This window comes from Lactobacillus sp. PV037 (genome assembly GCF_014522345.1).
Taxonomy (GTDB): domain Bacteria; phylum Bacillota; class Bacilli; order Lactobacillales; family Lactobacillaceae; genus Lactobacillus.
The window spans coordinates 197,864-214,254 of sequence record NZ_CP041987.1 but is presented as its reverse complement, the minus strand read 5'-3'; the positions used below and the strand labels follow the sequence as shown (position 1 = coordinate 214,254).

General features: G+C 34.1%; 12 protein-coding genes and 1 tRNA gene. All 13 read right to left on the bottom strand.

Going from position 1 to position 16,391, the window contains the following annotated elements:
- Positions 1-7 precede the first annotated feature (7 nt).
- Positions 8-1,438: an Asp-tRNA(Asn)/Glu-tRNA(Gln) amidotransferase subunit GatB gene (gene gatB, locus FP435_RS01590; RefSeq protein WP_265484017.1), complete on the bottom strand. Its 1,431-nt coding sequence runs from the start codon at positions 1,436-1,438 to the stop codon at positions 8-10.
- A 3-nt stretch (positions 1,439-1,441) separates the two neighbouring features.
- Positions 1,442-2,881 carry an Asp-tRNA(Asn)/Glu-tRNA(Gln) amidotransferase subunit GatA gene (gene gatA, locus FP435_RS01585; RefSeq protein ID WP_265484016.1) on the bottom strand — a complete coding sequence of 480 codons (1,440 nt, stop codon included), beginning with the start codon at positions 2,879-2,881 and terminating at the stop codon, positions 1,442-1,444.
- Positions 2,881-3,183: an Asp-tRNA(Asn)/Glu-tRNA(Gln) amidotransferase subunit GatC gene (gatC, locus tag FP435_RS01580; protein ID WP_265484015.1), complete on the bottom strand. Its 303-nt coding sequence runs from the start codon at positions 3,181-3,183 to the stop codon at positions 2,881-2,883. Before gatC ends, gatA begins: the two co-directional genes overlap by 1 nt.
- A 10-nt stretch (positions 3,184-3,193) precedes the next feature.
- Positions 3,194-4,330: a CamS family sex pheromone protein gene (locus FP435_RS01575; RefSeq protein WP_265484014.1), complete on the bottom strand. Its 1,137-nt coding sequence runs from the start codon at positions 4,328-4,330 to the stop codon at positions 3,194-3,196.
- 15 nt (positions 4,331-4,345) lie between these two features.
- Positions 4,346-6,367: an NAD-dependent DNA ligase LigA gene (gene ligA, locus FP435_RS01570; RefSeq protein WP_265484013.1), complete on the bottom strand. Its 2,022-nt coding sequence runs from the start codon at positions 6,365-6,367 to the stop codon at positions 4,346-4,348.
- A gap of 48 nt (positions 6,368-6,415) precedes the next feature.
- Positions 6,416-8,629: a DNA helicase PcrA gene (pcrA, locus tag FP435_RS01565; protein ID WP_265484012.1), complete on the bottom strand. Its 2,214-nt coding sequence runs from the start codon at positions 8,627-8,629 to the stop codon at positions 6,416-6,418.
- Between the two features lie 91 nt (positions 8,630-8,720).
- Positions 8,721-10,952: a DEAD/DEAH box helicase gene (locus FP435_RS01560; RefSeq protein ID WP_265484010.1), complete on the bottom strand. Its 2,232-nt coding sequence runs from the start codon at positions 10,950-10,952 to the stop codon at positions 8,721-8,723.
- 19 nt (positions 10,953-10,971) lie between these two features.
- Positions 10,972-12,303, bottom strand: a complete 1,332-nt coding sequence (locus FP435_RS01555) for an ATP-binding protein (RefSeq protein WP_265484009.1) — start codon at positions 12,301-12,303, stop codon at positions 10,972-10,974.
- A gap of 16 nt (positions 12,304-12,319) precedes the next feature.
- Positions 12,320-14,149, bottom strand: coding sequence for a TerB N-terminal domain-containing protein (locus FP435_RS01550; protein WP_265484007.1), 1,830 nt, complete (start codon positions 14,147-14,149; stop codon positions 12,320-12,322).
- 86 nt (positions 14,150-14,235) lie between these two features.
- Positions 14,236-15,084 carry a hypothetical protein gene (locus tag FP435_RS01545; RefSeq protein WP_265484006.1) on the bottom strand — a complete coding sequence of 283 codons (849 nt, stop codon included), beginning with the start codon at positions 15,082-15,084 and terminating at the stop codon, positions 14,236-14,238.
- Positions 15,066-15,449, bottom strand: a complete 384-nt coding sequence (locus FP435_RS01540) for a hypothetical protein (protein ID WP_265484005.1) — start codon at positions 15,447-15,449, stop codon at positions 15,066-15,068. Before FP435_RS01540 ends, FP435_RS01545 begins: the two co-directional genes overlap by 19 nt.
- Before the next feature lie 92 nt (positions 15,450-15,541).
- Positions 15,542-16,156, bottom strand: a complete 615-nt coding sequence (locus FP435_RS01535) for an ECF transporter S component (RefSeq protein ID WP_265484004.1) — start codon at positions 16,154-16,156, stop codon at positions 15,542-15,544.
- Between the two features lie 74 nt (positions 16,157-16,230).
- Positions 16,231-16,318, bottom strand: a tRNA-Leu gene (locus FP435_RS01530).
- Positions 16,319-16,391: the final 73 nt, after the last annotated feature.

Genomic DNA, 16,391 nt, shown 5'->3' with positions numbered 1-16,391 from the left:
ATTTACATTAACGACTTTGTAATTCCTTGTTTAATAATTGGTTAACTACCTTAGGATTTGCCTTTCCACGAGTTTCTTTCATAATTTGGCCAACTAAGAAACCAATTGCACGATCCTTACCATTCTTGAAGTCTTCCACAGATTGAGGATTATTATCAACAATCTTTTTAACCATTGGTTCTAGAACAGAAAGATCAGAAAGTTGGACCATACCATTATCTTCAACATATTTCTTAGGATCAGTACCATTTTCAATACTTTCTTGGAAGACTTTCTTAGCAATTTTAGATGAAATAGTACCATCTTTAATCATCTTAATGATTTGAGCTAAATTAGCTGGTGTTAACTTGATTTCACTAATTTCAACTTGGTTTTCATTCAAATAACCATTAATTTGAGTATTCAACCAGTTTGCTGCTAAAGTAGCATCTGCTCCAGCTTTTACAGTTTCATCATAGAAATCACTAGATTCTTTAGTCTGTAAAATAACATCTGCATCGTATTCTTTAATTCCGTATTCATTGACGTAACGCTTACGACGTTCAAATGGAGATTCTGGCAGGCTTTCTGCAATTTCATCGATCCATTCTTGACTAATATGATCTGGAGCAATATCTGGTTCTGGGAAGTAGCGGTAATCTGCTGCACCTTCCTTAACACGTTCTAGAACTGTCTTACCAGTATTTTCATCAAAACGACGAGTTGAAACTTGAATACGACCACCTGAAAGTAAAACTTGTTGTTGACGTTGTTCTTCATAAGCAAGTGAACGTCTTACGTGATCAAATGAGTTCAAGTTCTTCATTTCGACTTTAGTACCAAGTTCTTTTTGACCAGCTGGGCGAATAGAAATATTAGTATCTACACGCATTGATCCTTCTTCCATCTTAACATCAGAAGCACCAGTAAATTGAACGATTTGGCGTAATTTAGTTAAGTAAGCATAAGCTTCTTCTGGATCTTCCATATCAGGTTCAGACACAACTTCAAGAAGAGGAACACCTTGACGGTTTAAGTCAACGTAGGAGTAACCGTTAGCACCGTGAGTGTTTTTACCAGCATCTTCTTCAATGTGCATTTCATGAATACCAATACGTTTCTTTTTTCCATGAACTTCAATTTCAATGTAACCATCACGGGCTAATGGTTGGAAAAATTGTGTAATTTGGTATGCCTTAGGATTATCTGGGTAAAAGTAGTTTTTACGATCAAAATGAGTAGTTGGTAAAACGTGTGAATGGGTTGCTAAAGCCACCATAATTCCCAAACGATAAACATCTTTATTTACCATTGGTAATACACCAGGCATTGCCCAGTCAATTACATTTGTTTCAGTGTTAGCAGGTGCTCCGTAACTAACAGGTGATGGAGAGAAAATCTTACTCTTTGTTTTTAACTCGAAGTGAACTTCAAGCCCGATAGTCGATTTAAAATTCATTAATTAATCCTCCAATCCAGCTGGTTTCTTTTCATAGAATTTATTCTTGCGTTCAATAAAGTCAGCAACTTGGAAAATACTTTCTTCATCAAAGCGCTTAGCCATAATTTGGAAACCAACAGGCATTCCATCAACTAAGCCTGCTGGAACACTAGCTGCAGGAATTCCAGCCATGTTAGCAGAAATAGTTAAAATATCATTTGCATACATCTTAAGTGGATCTTTGATTGAACTACCAATCTTAAAGGCAGTAGTAGGTGTAGTTGGTCCAACAATTACATCATTTTCTTCAAAGATTTTTTCAAAGTCACGACAAATTAAAGTTCTAACTTTGGCAGCTTGTCTAAAGAAACGATCATATGAACCTGCTGATAATGCGAAAGATCCAAGCATGATACGACGTTTTACCTCATTACCAAATCCTTCACTTCTTGATTTAATATAAACGTCAAGTAAGTTTTTAGTATCTTTAGCACGGTAGCCGTAACGAATTCCATCGTATCTTTGTAAGTTAGATGAAGCTTCACTAGAAGCAATAATATAGTAATCAGGAACAACGTATTTAGTGTGAGGTAAGCTTACCTTATTAATAATGGCACCGTTGTCTTCCAAAAGTTTGATTTGTTCATTTATTAAATCTTTAACTTCTTTTTCGACACCTTCACCAAAGTATTCTTCAGGAACTGCTACACGAAGTCCCTTAACATCCTTACCAAGGGCCTTGGTAAAATCAGGAACTGGACGTTGTGAAACAGTTGAATCATGTTCATCGCCACCAGCAATTACATTTAAAATTTTAGCTGAATCAGCAACTCGTTTAGTCATTACACCAATTTGATCTAATGAAGATGCAAAAGCAATCAATCCCCAACGTGAAACACGTCCATAAGTTGGCTTAATACCAAAAATACCAGTAAAAGCAGCAGGTTGGCGTACAGAACCACCAGTATCAGAACCAAGAGCTGCTACTACTTCACCACTAGCAACAGCTGCTGCAGATCCACCTGAAGATCCACCAGTTACTCGGGTTAAATCCCAAGGATTCTTTGGCGCACCATAGTATGAATTTTCACTAGAAGATCCCATGGCAAACTCATCCATGTTTGCTTTACCAACAATTGTCATTTGAGCTTTTTTAAGCTTGGAAATAACTGTAGCATCATACATTGGCATAAAATTATAAAGCATGTGACTTGCTGCAGTAGTCTTAATTCCATTGGTAATGATATTATCTTTAATGGCAATTGGGATCCCAGCTAATTCATTAGAAAGATCTAAATCTTCTGCAGGCTTAGCATCATCAACTACTGTAATCATTGCGTTAAGCTTTGGTTCTAAGTCCTTAATTGTCTTTAAAGTATCTTCAGTTAATTGGTTTGCGCTAAGTTCACCATCTACTAATTTTTTATGTAATGATTCAATATTTTCATTTAAATAATTCATTAGGCATCCTCATCTTTATCAATAATTACTGGTACCTTGATAAATCCATCAACTTTTTCAGGAACATTTTCCATTAACTCTTCCTTACTTTGCCAATGTTCAGGTTTATCTTCTCTAAATACAGTGTCTCGATCAACTACTTGAACTGTTTCAGGAACATCACTGGTATCAACTTCAGCAAGTTGATCAGCCATATTGATAATTTCATCCATTTGCTTAGTAAATGTATCTAACTCTTGATCACTAAACTCAAGTCGTGACAAAGTCGCTACGTGCGTGATCGTTTCTTTCGTAATCTTCACGATATACCTCCTATTCACCGCCAAAGATATGTGTATAATAACTATCATCTGCTGAATTCTTAGCAATTAATGCTTGTGTTTCATTTACAGACCCAATTTTTATTTCAATTGGGGCATCTTTTGGTAAGTACTTTTTAGCCGATGATAAAACTAACCGTGAAAAGCTTTCGATTTGAGCATAACCAAAAAATTGGGTTGTCACATTAATATTCATCTGCTTTAACTTACCATCTTGATACTTAACTGTCGCAGTTACTCCACTAATATTAGGGAAATATCCTTCAATCGCTGTCTTGAAGTCACTAAAGGCAGTTGCATCGTTAGAATTAATTGCTTTCTCATTTCCAACAACTGGTAGTACTTGACTTTGGTTATTGACGGTTTTCCACTTATCTATTTTACTACTATTTGCATTTGCAATTCCATATGTAAAATAGTTACCACCAACTAAAGAATCCTTGTCAGTTTTACTAAATAATCCAACTATTAATGTAACATTTTTTAAAGCTTTACGCTTTCGTAATCTCGCTACAATTTCATTAGCTGCATTTTTACCAAGTTTTTCTTGCTGGGCACGAGAAATATTTTTACTATATTCGGCCCCGTTTTTGACTTTATTGTAATAATCAACTGAGTTTAAAGCTAATCCTAAACTAATTCCACTAACTTTATAACTAGTACCTGATTTGACTAAGTAATCTTGTTCCAAAATTTGATCCAAAATAATTGGGGTATAATTCTTAGTTCCAGTTGATTTTAAGTTCAAACCTTCAGGATTATTTTTTGATTTACGTGCTAGCCAATCTGTTGCTGTAGCTGAAGAAATTTCTTGACCTTCTTGAAAGACATACTTTGCTGGTGAAAAAGTACCCTGTGAAATAGCCATCAAACCAGCTTCCAACGCACGTCCATCAACACTATTATCACTGCTATTTTCAGTTAAGCCTTCAATTGGACTAGTTACATACTCTCCATTTTTTAACAAAACACTGTAACCATTGCTAGAAGCACTGGTTGTTTGGTAACCCTTCTTTTTTACCGTTGTATTAGTAGAATTATTAGCTAAATCAGTATCTTTTAAACTACCACAAGCACTTAAACTTACAGCAGTTCCTAAAACTACTAAGAAACTTAATAACTTTTTCACTTACCTTAAAACCTCTTATTCATTAATTTTGGCCATTGCTTCTTGTTCAGTAAGCATCGGAATTCCTAATTTTTCAGCTTTTTCTTTCTTGGAACCTGCTTCTGCACCATAAATTAGGTAGTCAGTCTTTTTAGAAACTGAACTTGTAACTTGAGCACCTAATTCTTCTAATTTACTTGTGAATTCACTGCGTCCAAAGTGTTCTAATTTTCCAGTTAAAACTACCTTCTTATCTTTGAAGAAGTTATCAGGGATATCTGCTTCTGTCTTACCCAAGTATTTCATATTTAATCCACTGGCTTTAAGCTCTTGGATTAATTTTTGGGAAAGAGGTTGGTTAAAATACGTAACCATTGAATCAGCAATCGTCTCTCCTATTGTATCGATTGTAGTCAATTCTGACACGGTTAATTTACTAATCTTTTCTAAGTCTTTATATTTTTCACTAATTAAACGAGCTGCTTTAGCTCCTACATGATCAATTCCTAAACCATAGAGTAAAAATTCTACTGAGTTATTTTTACTTTCTGCAATTGCGTTTAATAAATTAGTAATTGATTTTTCACCAAAATGATCTAATTGCCCTAAATCTTCTGCAGTTAAATGATATAAATCTGCTACATCTTTTACCAGCTTCTTTTCCAGTAATTGCTTAATAATTTTAGGCCCTAAGCCCACAATATTCATGGCTCCACGAGAAGCAAAGTGAATAATCTTTTCTTCAACTTGAGCTGGGCACATTGGATTAATACAACGTAAAGCAACTTCACCATTTACATGCACTAGCTCTGCGCCGCAAGATGGACAAGTTGTTGGTATTTCATAAGGCTTGCTATCCTTTGGGCGCTTAGATAATACCACTTCAGAAATCTCAGGAATAATATCTCCAGCTTTATGAAGTTTAACTGTATCACCAATTCGAACATCTTTGGCTTTTAAAAGCGTTGGATTATGCAAGCTGGCTCTTGAAACAGTTGTACCTGCTAACTGAACGGGATCCATAATTGCTGTAGGGGTAACTACTCCAGTTCGTCCTACTGTCCATTGAATGTCACGAACTACTGTTTCTTGTTCTTCAGGTGGAAACTTATAAGCAATTTCCCAACGTGGCACTTTTACTGTAGCACCTAATTCTTCTTGTAAGTGTAAATCATCGACCTTTAAGACAATACCGTCAATTCCATAGCTTAATGTATTTCGCTTAGCAGTAAATTCATCAATAAACTTAAAGACTTCATCCATCGATTCTAAACGAACACCATTTTCATTAGTATGGAAACCCATTTTTGTCATTTCATCAATTGCTTGATGTTGACTGGTAATTTCCTTTGGAGGATTAATCCAAGTATAAATAAAAGTACTTAATTCTCTTTTTTTAGTAATTGTTGGATCTAATTGACGCAATGAACCAGCTGCTGCATTTCTAGGATTAGCAAAAATTTGCATCCCCTCTTTATCCCTTTGCTCATTTAATTTAGCAAAGGCTTCTTTACCCATATATACTTCACCACGAACTTCCCCAGTAAAAGAGTTAGGCACTGTTTGGGGCACATCAGCAATATAGCGTACATTTTCTGTTACATCTTCACCCACTTGACCGTTACCACGAGTCGAAGCACGTTTTAATTTACCATTTTCATATTCCAATGAGACTGATAAGCCATCAATTTTTAATTCAACATTATAAGCTACTTGGTGACCAACCTGCTTTTGAATTCTTTGATCAAATTCACGCAATTCTTCTTTTGAAAAAACATCCCCCATTGAAAGCATTGGAACCGCATGATTAACTTTAGTTAACTCATTCTTTAACTGTCCGCCCACTCGCTGGGTAATTGAATCTTTAGTTACAAGTTCAGGGTACTGTTGCTCTAATTTTTCTAGTTCATTATAAGCTTTATCATAAACTGAGTCTTCAACAACAGGGGCGTCCTTTGAATAGTAATCATCTGCCCATTCATTTAACTGTTTACGTAATTTCTCTGCTTTTTCTTGCGCTTCCTGTTTGGAAGTTTCCTGTAAAGTTGAACGTACCATTTTTTGCCTTCTATCTAAAATATAATAAAATTCTTTTCTTACTTCTTATTATATCTTTTTAATAGGAGCAAAGGCAGCTAAAAGGCGTTTTATTCCCTGATCAGCAAACGCAATATCTAATTCCATATCTTCTCCACTACCTGTCACTTTTGTTACTACACCAACACCCCAAGCTTTATGTTGGACTTGATCACCAATATTCCAAGCTTTTTTATCTGCTCCAACAGCGCCAGCAGCTTTTTTAGCGATTGGTTTCACTTTAGGAACAGTAACTTTCTTATGACGAGAAGAAATATCAATAATGGCTTTTTCTGATTGCTCTACCTTAAGATCTTTTCCATCAATTTCTTCAATAAAACGGGAAGCAGGATTTGCTTGGATTCTACCATAAAGTAAACGTGACATTGCATTAGTTAAGTATAACTCTTGACGTGCACGAGTAATGCCAACATAGGCTAGTCGTCGTTCTTCTTCCAGTTCAGCTTCATCATTAAGAGCACGTGAAGTTGGAAAAATACCTTCTTCCATCCCCACTAAAAATACTACTGGAAATTCCAATCCTTTAGCAGCATGCAAAGTCATTAACGTTACTTCGTTTCCTTCATCTTCTAGATCATCTTGATCACTTAACAAAGAAACCTCTGCTAAAAAGTCTTCCAAGCTGTTTGCATTTTCATCTTCAGGTTCATAATTATCATCAAATCTTTTAGTAACTCCTAAAAATTCCTGAATATTTTCAATTCTAGCCTCTGCTTCTAGACTCTTATCTGCTTTTAGTGCCTCTAAGTAACCAAATTCATCCAAAATCTTTTCAGTTAATTCTGTGACATTATGATCTAAAGCATACTTAACGATATTTCTAAAACTATTACCAAATTTATTTAATTTTGTAGCTGCACTACCTGTAATTGGTGCCAAAGCCAAGTTATTAAAAGCTTCTAACATTCCAAAATTATTTTCACTAGCAAAACTATTAAATTTAGCCATCGTTGTAGGCCCAATTCCTCTTTTTGGCGTATTAATAATTCTATTTAAGCTCATTGAATCACTAGTATTGGCCACAATTTTTAAATAAGCCAAAATATCTTTAATTTCTTTTCGATCGTAGAACTTATGTCCCCCAACAATCTTATAAGGAATATTTGACTTAACTAATACTTCTTCAAGATTACGTGATTGGGCATTAGTACGATAAAGTACCGCAAAATCTTTATAATTACGCCCCTTTTTCACTTCTTCTTTGATTTTAGAAATAATGAAATAGGCTTCATCATTACCATTTGATGCTCGATAATAATTAACCTTTTCTCCTTCACCCTTTTCAGTCCACAAATTTTTCACTTTGCGATTTACATTATTTTTAATAACCGAATTAGCTGCTGACAAAATATGCCCAGTTGAACGATAATTTTGCTCTAGCATTATGGTATTAACTTCTGCATCTTGATAATCTTTTTCAAAATTCAAAATATTTTCCATATTTGCGCCACGCCAGCCATAGATCGATTGGTCAGCATCCCCCACAACACAAATATTTTTATATTGAGCAGCTAAAAGCTGACATAATTCATACTGTGCTTGGTTAGTATCCTGGTATTCATCAACTAAGATATAGTGAAACTTGTTTTGATAAAAATGTAAGACATCTTTATTACTCTTCAGCAGTTTTAAGGTTTGCATAATTAAATCATCAAAATCCATTATTCCGCCACGCTTTAATTCTGCTTGATAATTTTTATAAACCTTAGCTGCTACTTTTTCAAAAGGACTTGATACTTGCTCTTCATAATCAGCAGGCTCTAATAACATATTTTTAGCTTTAGAAATTAGCCCTAAAATTGCGCGAGGATCATATTGCTTACTATCGTAATTAAGTTCTTTTAATATTCGTTTAATTAAAGTTTTTTGTTCACCACTATCAGCAATAGTGAAATTTTTAGTATAGCCAATCTTGTCGGCATCTCGACGTAAAATTCTAACTCCTAAAGAGTGAAAAGTTGAAATCCAAACACTTTCAGCCACAGGTCCTAAAAGATCTTGGATACGACTCTTCATCTCGCTAGCAGCTTTATTAGTAAAAGTAATTGCTAAAATACTCCAAGGAGCAACTTGATTTTCCTCAATTAAATAAGCAACCCGACGTGTTAAAACAGATGTTTTTCCACTCCCTGCTCCTGCAACTACCAAAAGTGGTCCTTCAGTAGTTTCGACTGCTTTCTTTTGTTGAGGATTTAATCCATTAAGAATTGCCTCTGCACTCATTTTAATTCCTCCCTATTGTATTTACTCATTAATAAGACGTCTCTAATTATAACAAAAAAAGTATTCTAGAAATTCTAGAATACTAAATTGATTAGATCTTCTTTTCAAGTATTTGATTTACACAATTTCTCATTTCTTTTACATCTAAAATACTATAAGCAAATTCTTTTTTTACCAGTTCATCTGGCAAAAATTCATCATATTTATCAAATACAGGTACTTCATTTGGAAAAAGTAGCTCTAAAGGATCAAATTCTTTATTAGCTTCTTGCTCTAGAACTTCAAAGAATTCTTCTTCATTTGCATCCATTGAAAATTCCATGAAATACGGTCTTGAAGAGTTAAATCCTCGAATATTTAACTTTTTTCCACACTTTATTCTAATTAAACGCTCTAAAGCCAAAAAGCTATAAGAACCTGTCCAAGGGAAAAATGCCCACATTTTACCTCCTAAATTAATTAAAGGCTTATCTGGCATTCCTGCTACCGCTACAGTATCACGCATTTGAGTTAAACGTGCACGCGCATTTTTCATCAAATAAGGATACATCTTTTTTTCGGTTAAAACTTGACGCATTCTTTGTAAAATTTTAGATTGCATATCACCAGCTACATCACCAAAATAAGCAGAAATTCTACCTTCAACACCATGAACATAAACTTGATGACGCTTGCGGTCAATATCTTCAACTACCCAAACTTTTCCTGCAATAGCAATTTTGTCTCCTACAGGAGGTGGCTTAACAATGGTTCCCAATTCTTCACTACCAGCATGCACACTAAATTCTTCATTTTCTTGAAAAACCGCATAGAACTTGAAATTATTAGTTATTCTCTCACCACTAATTCCTACAATAAGGCCACCATTTTCAGTTTGTTCAATATGGTTAATTTTTAATAAGTGACGAAGCAAAATTTTATAATCTTCCTGACTTACATTTCTAAAATAAGACAAACTTAAAACTCTTGAAGCAAGTTCTGCTGGTGACATTTCCCCTCCTGCAGCTAAGGTACTCATTGTTTGGTGATAAAGCAAACTATAAGGCAAGCGGTTAGGAGCTGGAGGCTCCACCCATTTTTCTTCAATATAAAGTTGTACTAAAGCAATTCCTTGTAAAAGAGACCAAGGTATCAAATCAGGTAACATTGCTCTTGATTCGGGATGTTCTTCTCTCATCACAAAATGCATTTCTGGTGGTGTTCCTCGTCGACCAGTTCTCCCCATTCTTTGTAAAAATCCCGAAACAGTATAAGGGGCATCAATTTGATAAGCTGACTGCAACTTCCCCACATCAATTCCTAATTCCAAGGTTGCAGTAGCACAAGTTGTCATATATGAATCTTCATCCTTCATTGCATCTTCAGCGGTCTGCCTTAATGCTGGTGAAAGATTACCATGGTGAATTAAAAAGCGATCTGGCTCGTGATTATACTTACAATATCCTCGCAATTCCTGACAAACTGCTTCACATTCCTCACGACTATTCGTAAACACAAGAGACTTTTTCCCACGCGTATGCTCAAAAATATAACCAACACCTGGATCAGCTTGAGCAGGAGCTTGGTCAGTTTTTGCTTCCACAAATGTCTCTGGGTCAAATCCTTCAGTTGCAGCCTGAGGATCTGTTTTATAAAAATGCTCCATTGACAAGCGCCAAACTTGCCGATCGTTTGCTACCTTAGGAGCTCCAGTTTCATAGGGACTGCCTGCTCCTAAGAATTTACTGGCAGTCTTTAAATCCCCAATTGTTGCAGATAAACCTACTCTTCTAGGCTGCACATCTGCTAACCTTGCTAGCCGTTCAATTAAACTGAAGGTTTGCCCACCACGATCACTACGTAAAAAAGAATGTAATTCATCAATTACAATATATTTTAAGCCATGAAAAAGGTGTGGCACTTCCATATGCTTATTAATCATAAAACTTTCAAGCGACTCTGGCGTAATTTGTAAAATTCCAGAAGGCTTTTTCAGTAACTTTCGTTTTTGGCTTTGGGCAACATCTCCATGCCAGCGCCAGACTTTAATCTGAGTATCATTACATAACTCAGTTAAACGATCATATTGGTCATTAATTAAAGCCTTTAATGGAGCAATATAAAGAACTTGAACAGAATCTACTTTATCTTGAACAATATCAGATAAAATTGGAAAAAAAGCTGCTTCAGTTTTTCCTGAAGCAGTTGAAGCAGCTAACAATACATTATGATTAGTTTGAAAAATTTCTTGCGCTGCTGCCACTTGAATTGGTCGTAATGTTTGCCAACCCTGGCGGTAAATATAATCTTGAATAAAAGGTGCATAATGACTAAAAACGTCCATTTAAACCTCTTTTCTAAACTCAAAGAGTAAACTCAGTATAATCATCGTCTTTTTTATCAGAGACTGCTTCAGACTTAGCAAAACTAAATTTATCAGAATTTAAAAGATCGGTAATGCTTCTTTGCGGATTTTGATGAACAATATCTAGTAATTCAATAAAATCACGAATTACCTCACGTGGAGTAATGTTTGTTTCAGCACCAATTCTAGCGTATTCAATTTTGATAAATTGAGCTAAGTCTTCATCAGTGATTGTTTTTTCATAGTTGTATAAAGCTGCATGCATTTGAGCTAATTTTTCAGTTAAAACTAACATTTCCTCTGGAGTTAAAGGATCCAAATGGATAATTGGTGCATACATATCCCGTGCACCTTCTTGAGAAAATTTGCCACTAGATAGACGTGAACGTAGTGCTTCATAGCTAAACACTCCGCGTCTTTGGTCCTCAATTGCTTGTGGTGTCGACCCCATAATTACTCCAAGATACTTTGCTTTTCCTTGCAGCGCATCGTTATACATCGTTAAAATTTTTTCATAGTTATATTGACGTGAGATACTGTTGGGAATTTTAAAAATATTAACTAATTCATCAATCATGATAATTAATCCAGAGTAACCTGCTTGCTTAAAGAAACTTGCAAATAGTTTTAAATATTCATACCAATCACTATCTGAAATAATTATATCAATGCCTAAGTCCTTTTTTGCTTCCGTCTTTGTAGCGTATTCTCCTCTAAACCACTTAACTACTTTAGCTTTTTTCTCATCATCAGCCGCAATATAAGCCTGATAATACATATTCAAAAGCTTGGCAAATTCAAAACCATGAACTAATTCATTCAAATTTGAAATTACTTCATAGATTTTTTTCGAAACTTCTTGTTCAAATTCAGGACTTTCAGGAGTTAAATTTCCTTCTTGCGCTACTTGTGATTGCACTGAATTTATCCACCGATCTAAAATTAATGTCAAAGCTCCACCCTCAGGACGAGTTTTTGTGGCTAAATTTTGAATTAATTCTCGATAAGTTGCTAACCCTTGTCCCTTAGTTCCTTGTAGTCTTCTTTCAGGGGATAAATCCGCATCTACTACTACAAAATTACGATCCATTACATAATTACGCATCGTTTGTAATAAAAAGCTTTTCCCTGATCCATAGCGTCCCACAATAAATCTAAATGAAGCTCCACCTTCAGAAATAATGTCTACATCATGTAATAAAGCTTCAATTTCAGATTTTCTTCCTACAGTGATATAGGGTAACCCAATTCTTGGAACTACCCCACCTTTTAACGAATTTAAAACTGTCTGTGCTATTCGCTTTGGAATTCTTCTTTTCATTTCTACCATTTACCTCTACTCCTTTCTAAAACATTTCCATTAAATCTTCTCGATAATCTTCAACAATTTTAGGGGTATCATTTTCATCAAATTCAATCACACTATCACCAATCTCATCGATTATTTTTTCATTGATGCTATCGGCTAAAATCGAGACCATTAGATGTTTTTTGTTTAAATAATCTTCAAAAGGCCGATGATTAAGTAACGCCTTTAAGAAAAATACTTCATCTTCATTTAAGCCATAACTTTCCTGTACCACTTCTTGGTTTCCATCATTAGCTGACAAGACCTCTTGATTAAAAGTACTTTCATCAAAGCTATTTAAATTGTCTCCAAGTTCACTATCTTGCTTTTCTTCTTCTGTTAACAAACTTTCTCGCGTTTGAGACGCATCACGTCGAATTTGATCTAAATCAGAAAAATCAATTTCAATTTTTGGCTTACTTGCTTCTATCTTAGCAAGTTGATATTTTTTAATTCCTGCTCTAATTGCGTCTACCACTACATCACTAAGATCATTAGCTTTTAATTTTCTTCCCACCTGAAAAACATCTCGACTAATGCGATCAACTTCATGTAAAACTTTATTAAGTAGAATTTTTCTTCTAGCTTGGGGAAGATAAAAAGTTTTAGAGCCACTAATTTCATTGAGCTTAAACTTCAATAACTTATCAATCTCTAGCTTAATTGACTTTTTATTTTGATTATAAAAAATCGCCCCTGTAAAAGGAAAATAATCTTCTGTAACTTTCATTGCCACAGTATTATCAAAAAAATCGGGTACTGTTGTTAAAGCTTCTTTCCATGCATAAAAAAAGACCTGATTAAATTCTTCCTTCAGCGGACTCTTACCGTGATAAGTAGCCATTTTTCTTATTACTTGCATTAGTTCTTCAGCATCTGCAGGATTTAGTAACCTTTCATAAAGAGTATCTTGCTTTATCTCTTTTTTAAATTCTTGTTCAATAACTTCCGCCGGCAATTGATAAAAAACTACATAATCTTGTAACCAACGCTTTAAATAAACTGCCATGAAAGGTGCATAAGTTGAGATGTAATTCTTTTCTAATTCTTTTAGCTGATGGTAACCCTCTAAACTATCCTTTACTCCAACTTGATTCAATAATTCATAAATATAGACAAATACATAAGAACTACTTGTTTCTTGATAAACTCCCTTTCTTACTTTGCTACGCCAAGCAAAATAGGTTCTTAATTGATTAATGGTCATATCATGGTAGACCGGATAGTATCTTTTAAAAGGATAAAATTTCGAATAGTCATCTTCATAGTTTGCAACTATTTGAGCTTGTTTATAAAAATTTCTCTCTCTGCCAATTCTAGGCAAGATACTATAATCATAAGCCTGTAACATTTTGTGGATAGGTTCAGGAATATTATCCTTAAGATGATTTTTAACTTCCACTGGCTTCTTATCATGGTTAAAAGGAATCGTTTGAGCTTGATATTTATCAGTATCGGTTTCACTTTCAGAATGATTTAAAACAATATATTGCCCAGATCCAGTGTGATTCTTATTTAAGGCTAATTTGTAGGCGTAATCCACTGCTTTAGCTACTGCTTCAAAGTTTGCATTTTCAAGGTTTACTCCTACCCAATTATTATCATGCGTATAGTAAGGAAATGAGAACTCTGGCAAATCTCTAATTATTTCAGAAAAAGAACCACAGTTTATGTCAACTTGCAGTTCATTTTCTGGCTTAAACTGAACAAAATAATTTGGGTTTCCTGGAGCTTTTAACACAAAAAATTTATCTTGAGAGGTAGTCAATACCTCAAAATGAAGGGCATATTTATTCTTTAGATAATTTTTCAATTCTTGTAGTTTCATCATATCCCTCCTTACGAACGTATATTCTATTATAACAAATTATTTCTCATGAAAAAAGTACTCTAGAAGACTAGAGTACTTTAAAATTATTTAACTAAATCAATGATTGGAGAATCAGCTTGAAATGAATTTTTCAAATCCAATTTTTTTAATCCTTCTTGAATTTTCTTTAAATCATAGCTTTGATTATTTTCCTGCCACTGCTTTAAAAATTCTATGTAATTTAGATAGTCATCTTTTTTGACTATCTTTTCAATCACGGATGTTTTTATTGCGGTAACACTCTCCAGCTGGCCAAGATCATTTAAGGATTCAATTATTATAGTATCTTCATCTTCTCTAATAATTTTCCCAACCAAAAATTCATTTTGTTCAATTGGTGACTGATTTTTTAAATCTATTTCTACCAAATCAGAATTTTCAATAGAAGTTTCTGAATTTAAATATTCATCTAATAACTTATCTTCTAACAGCTTAAACCCAAATACCTGGACTTCATCCAGTAATACTGTCAACTGATGATTCTCATAATCTAATTCCGTTAAGGTTATTTCTTTTGAATTAATACTTTTTACTTTTCCGTGATAATTTTCATCAGCTGTTTCAAGATAAATTAGTGAATTTTCCTGACATAACTTCTTAATATCTTGCTGCGTTAAAAATTCTTTTAATAATTCTTCGCTATTTTTCTTTAGACTAAAAGGATCAATAATTTTATTCTTTAAATCTTCAATTTCATCAGAATTTGTTTTTACTGCTGAAATTGCAGACTTTTTAATGAAATATATTCCACCTAGATAACCATTTTCATCTACTGACTGTAAAGCTAGATAATCTGGCGTTTCAATAAGACTATTTCCAAAAAAGTAACTTGAGTGGTCTTTTTTTAGATGAATTTCTACTACAGACATTTTAATTACCTGTTTCTTTTCCATTTACTACTTATTTTTTTCTTTTCCTTTCCTCCAGGCCTTTTCTTAGTGTGTTTGTCATGAGTAGATTTTCTTGCATTTTTTCTATGAGAAGCATAATGCATTACTACTCCACCAAATCCTCCAGCTGCTCCTGCGGCTCCTAATCCTCCTAAAGAAATACTTCCTCCTCCACCTATAGAAGTAGCTACATTCATTTTTGACTCACTTATCCAGCTAGTTGAAATCTGTTGTGCTGAAGTTACATTAAAAGTTGTATTTTTTTCTGTTGCTTCTACTTTATTAGTAATTTCCAAGGGAGCTACTGTACTAATAGCAAATCCAATACTAGAAATTAATATTACTTTCTTTTTTAATTTGTTTTTCACATTTATCATTCCTTTATTTTATTTTTTTATAATATTATCATTTACATAATCATTAAGCAATACTTTTTTCTGAAAATATATTAAATTCACTCCTACCTCAACTTTCTTTCCACACTTCTCTTTAGAGGAATAACAATTATCGGTGTTAAAATTCCAGTAAATATCATTTCTCCAATACCATTAATTCCTAATGCTGTAAACAAGATTAAAAGTAGAGGGTTTGAATTATTTGTTTGACCTAATGCATGTAATAAGTTGCCTGGATGCCACATATAAACTAAAGTTGTCATGACAATTACACCTAGCGTATTAGTTAAAGAAGTAACTACTCCTACTAAAAAATAAATTAATCTCTTAGGATTACTTTTTCCCTTTGCTAACTTTGCCACAAGACCACCAACTACTCCAGCAACTGCTCGGGGTAAAACAGCAATTAAGGGATTTTGAAACAACAGTAAGCTTAAAACATCACTTGGTTGTACATAAGCCAATATTAGTCTCAAAGCTCCCCAAAAAAATCCTAACCATCCTCCAAAACTTACCCCCATTAAACTAGCAGCAATTGCAATAGTTAATGGAATAGTTGTCACAGCAGGCAAACCTGGAATAAGGTGCAAGTAACCAATATATGGTACAAAAGTTTGTAATAAAATAATAGCTACAAAAATTGCAGCAATTGTTAAACGCTGTATTTTTTTACGAATCATTTTATTTTCCAAAATTAATTTCAATAAATTTTATAAACAAAAAAGGAAGTCGACTTAACGACTTCCTTTTTCCTTGGTGCGGGCGAGAAGACTCGAACTTCCACGATCTAAAGCGATCACAAGATCCTTAGTCTTGCGCGTCTGCCATTCCGCCACGCCCGCGTACTTAACTAATATACCAAAGAATTCGTAACTCGTCAACCACTTAAAAAATTAATTAATAAGCTATTTCCTA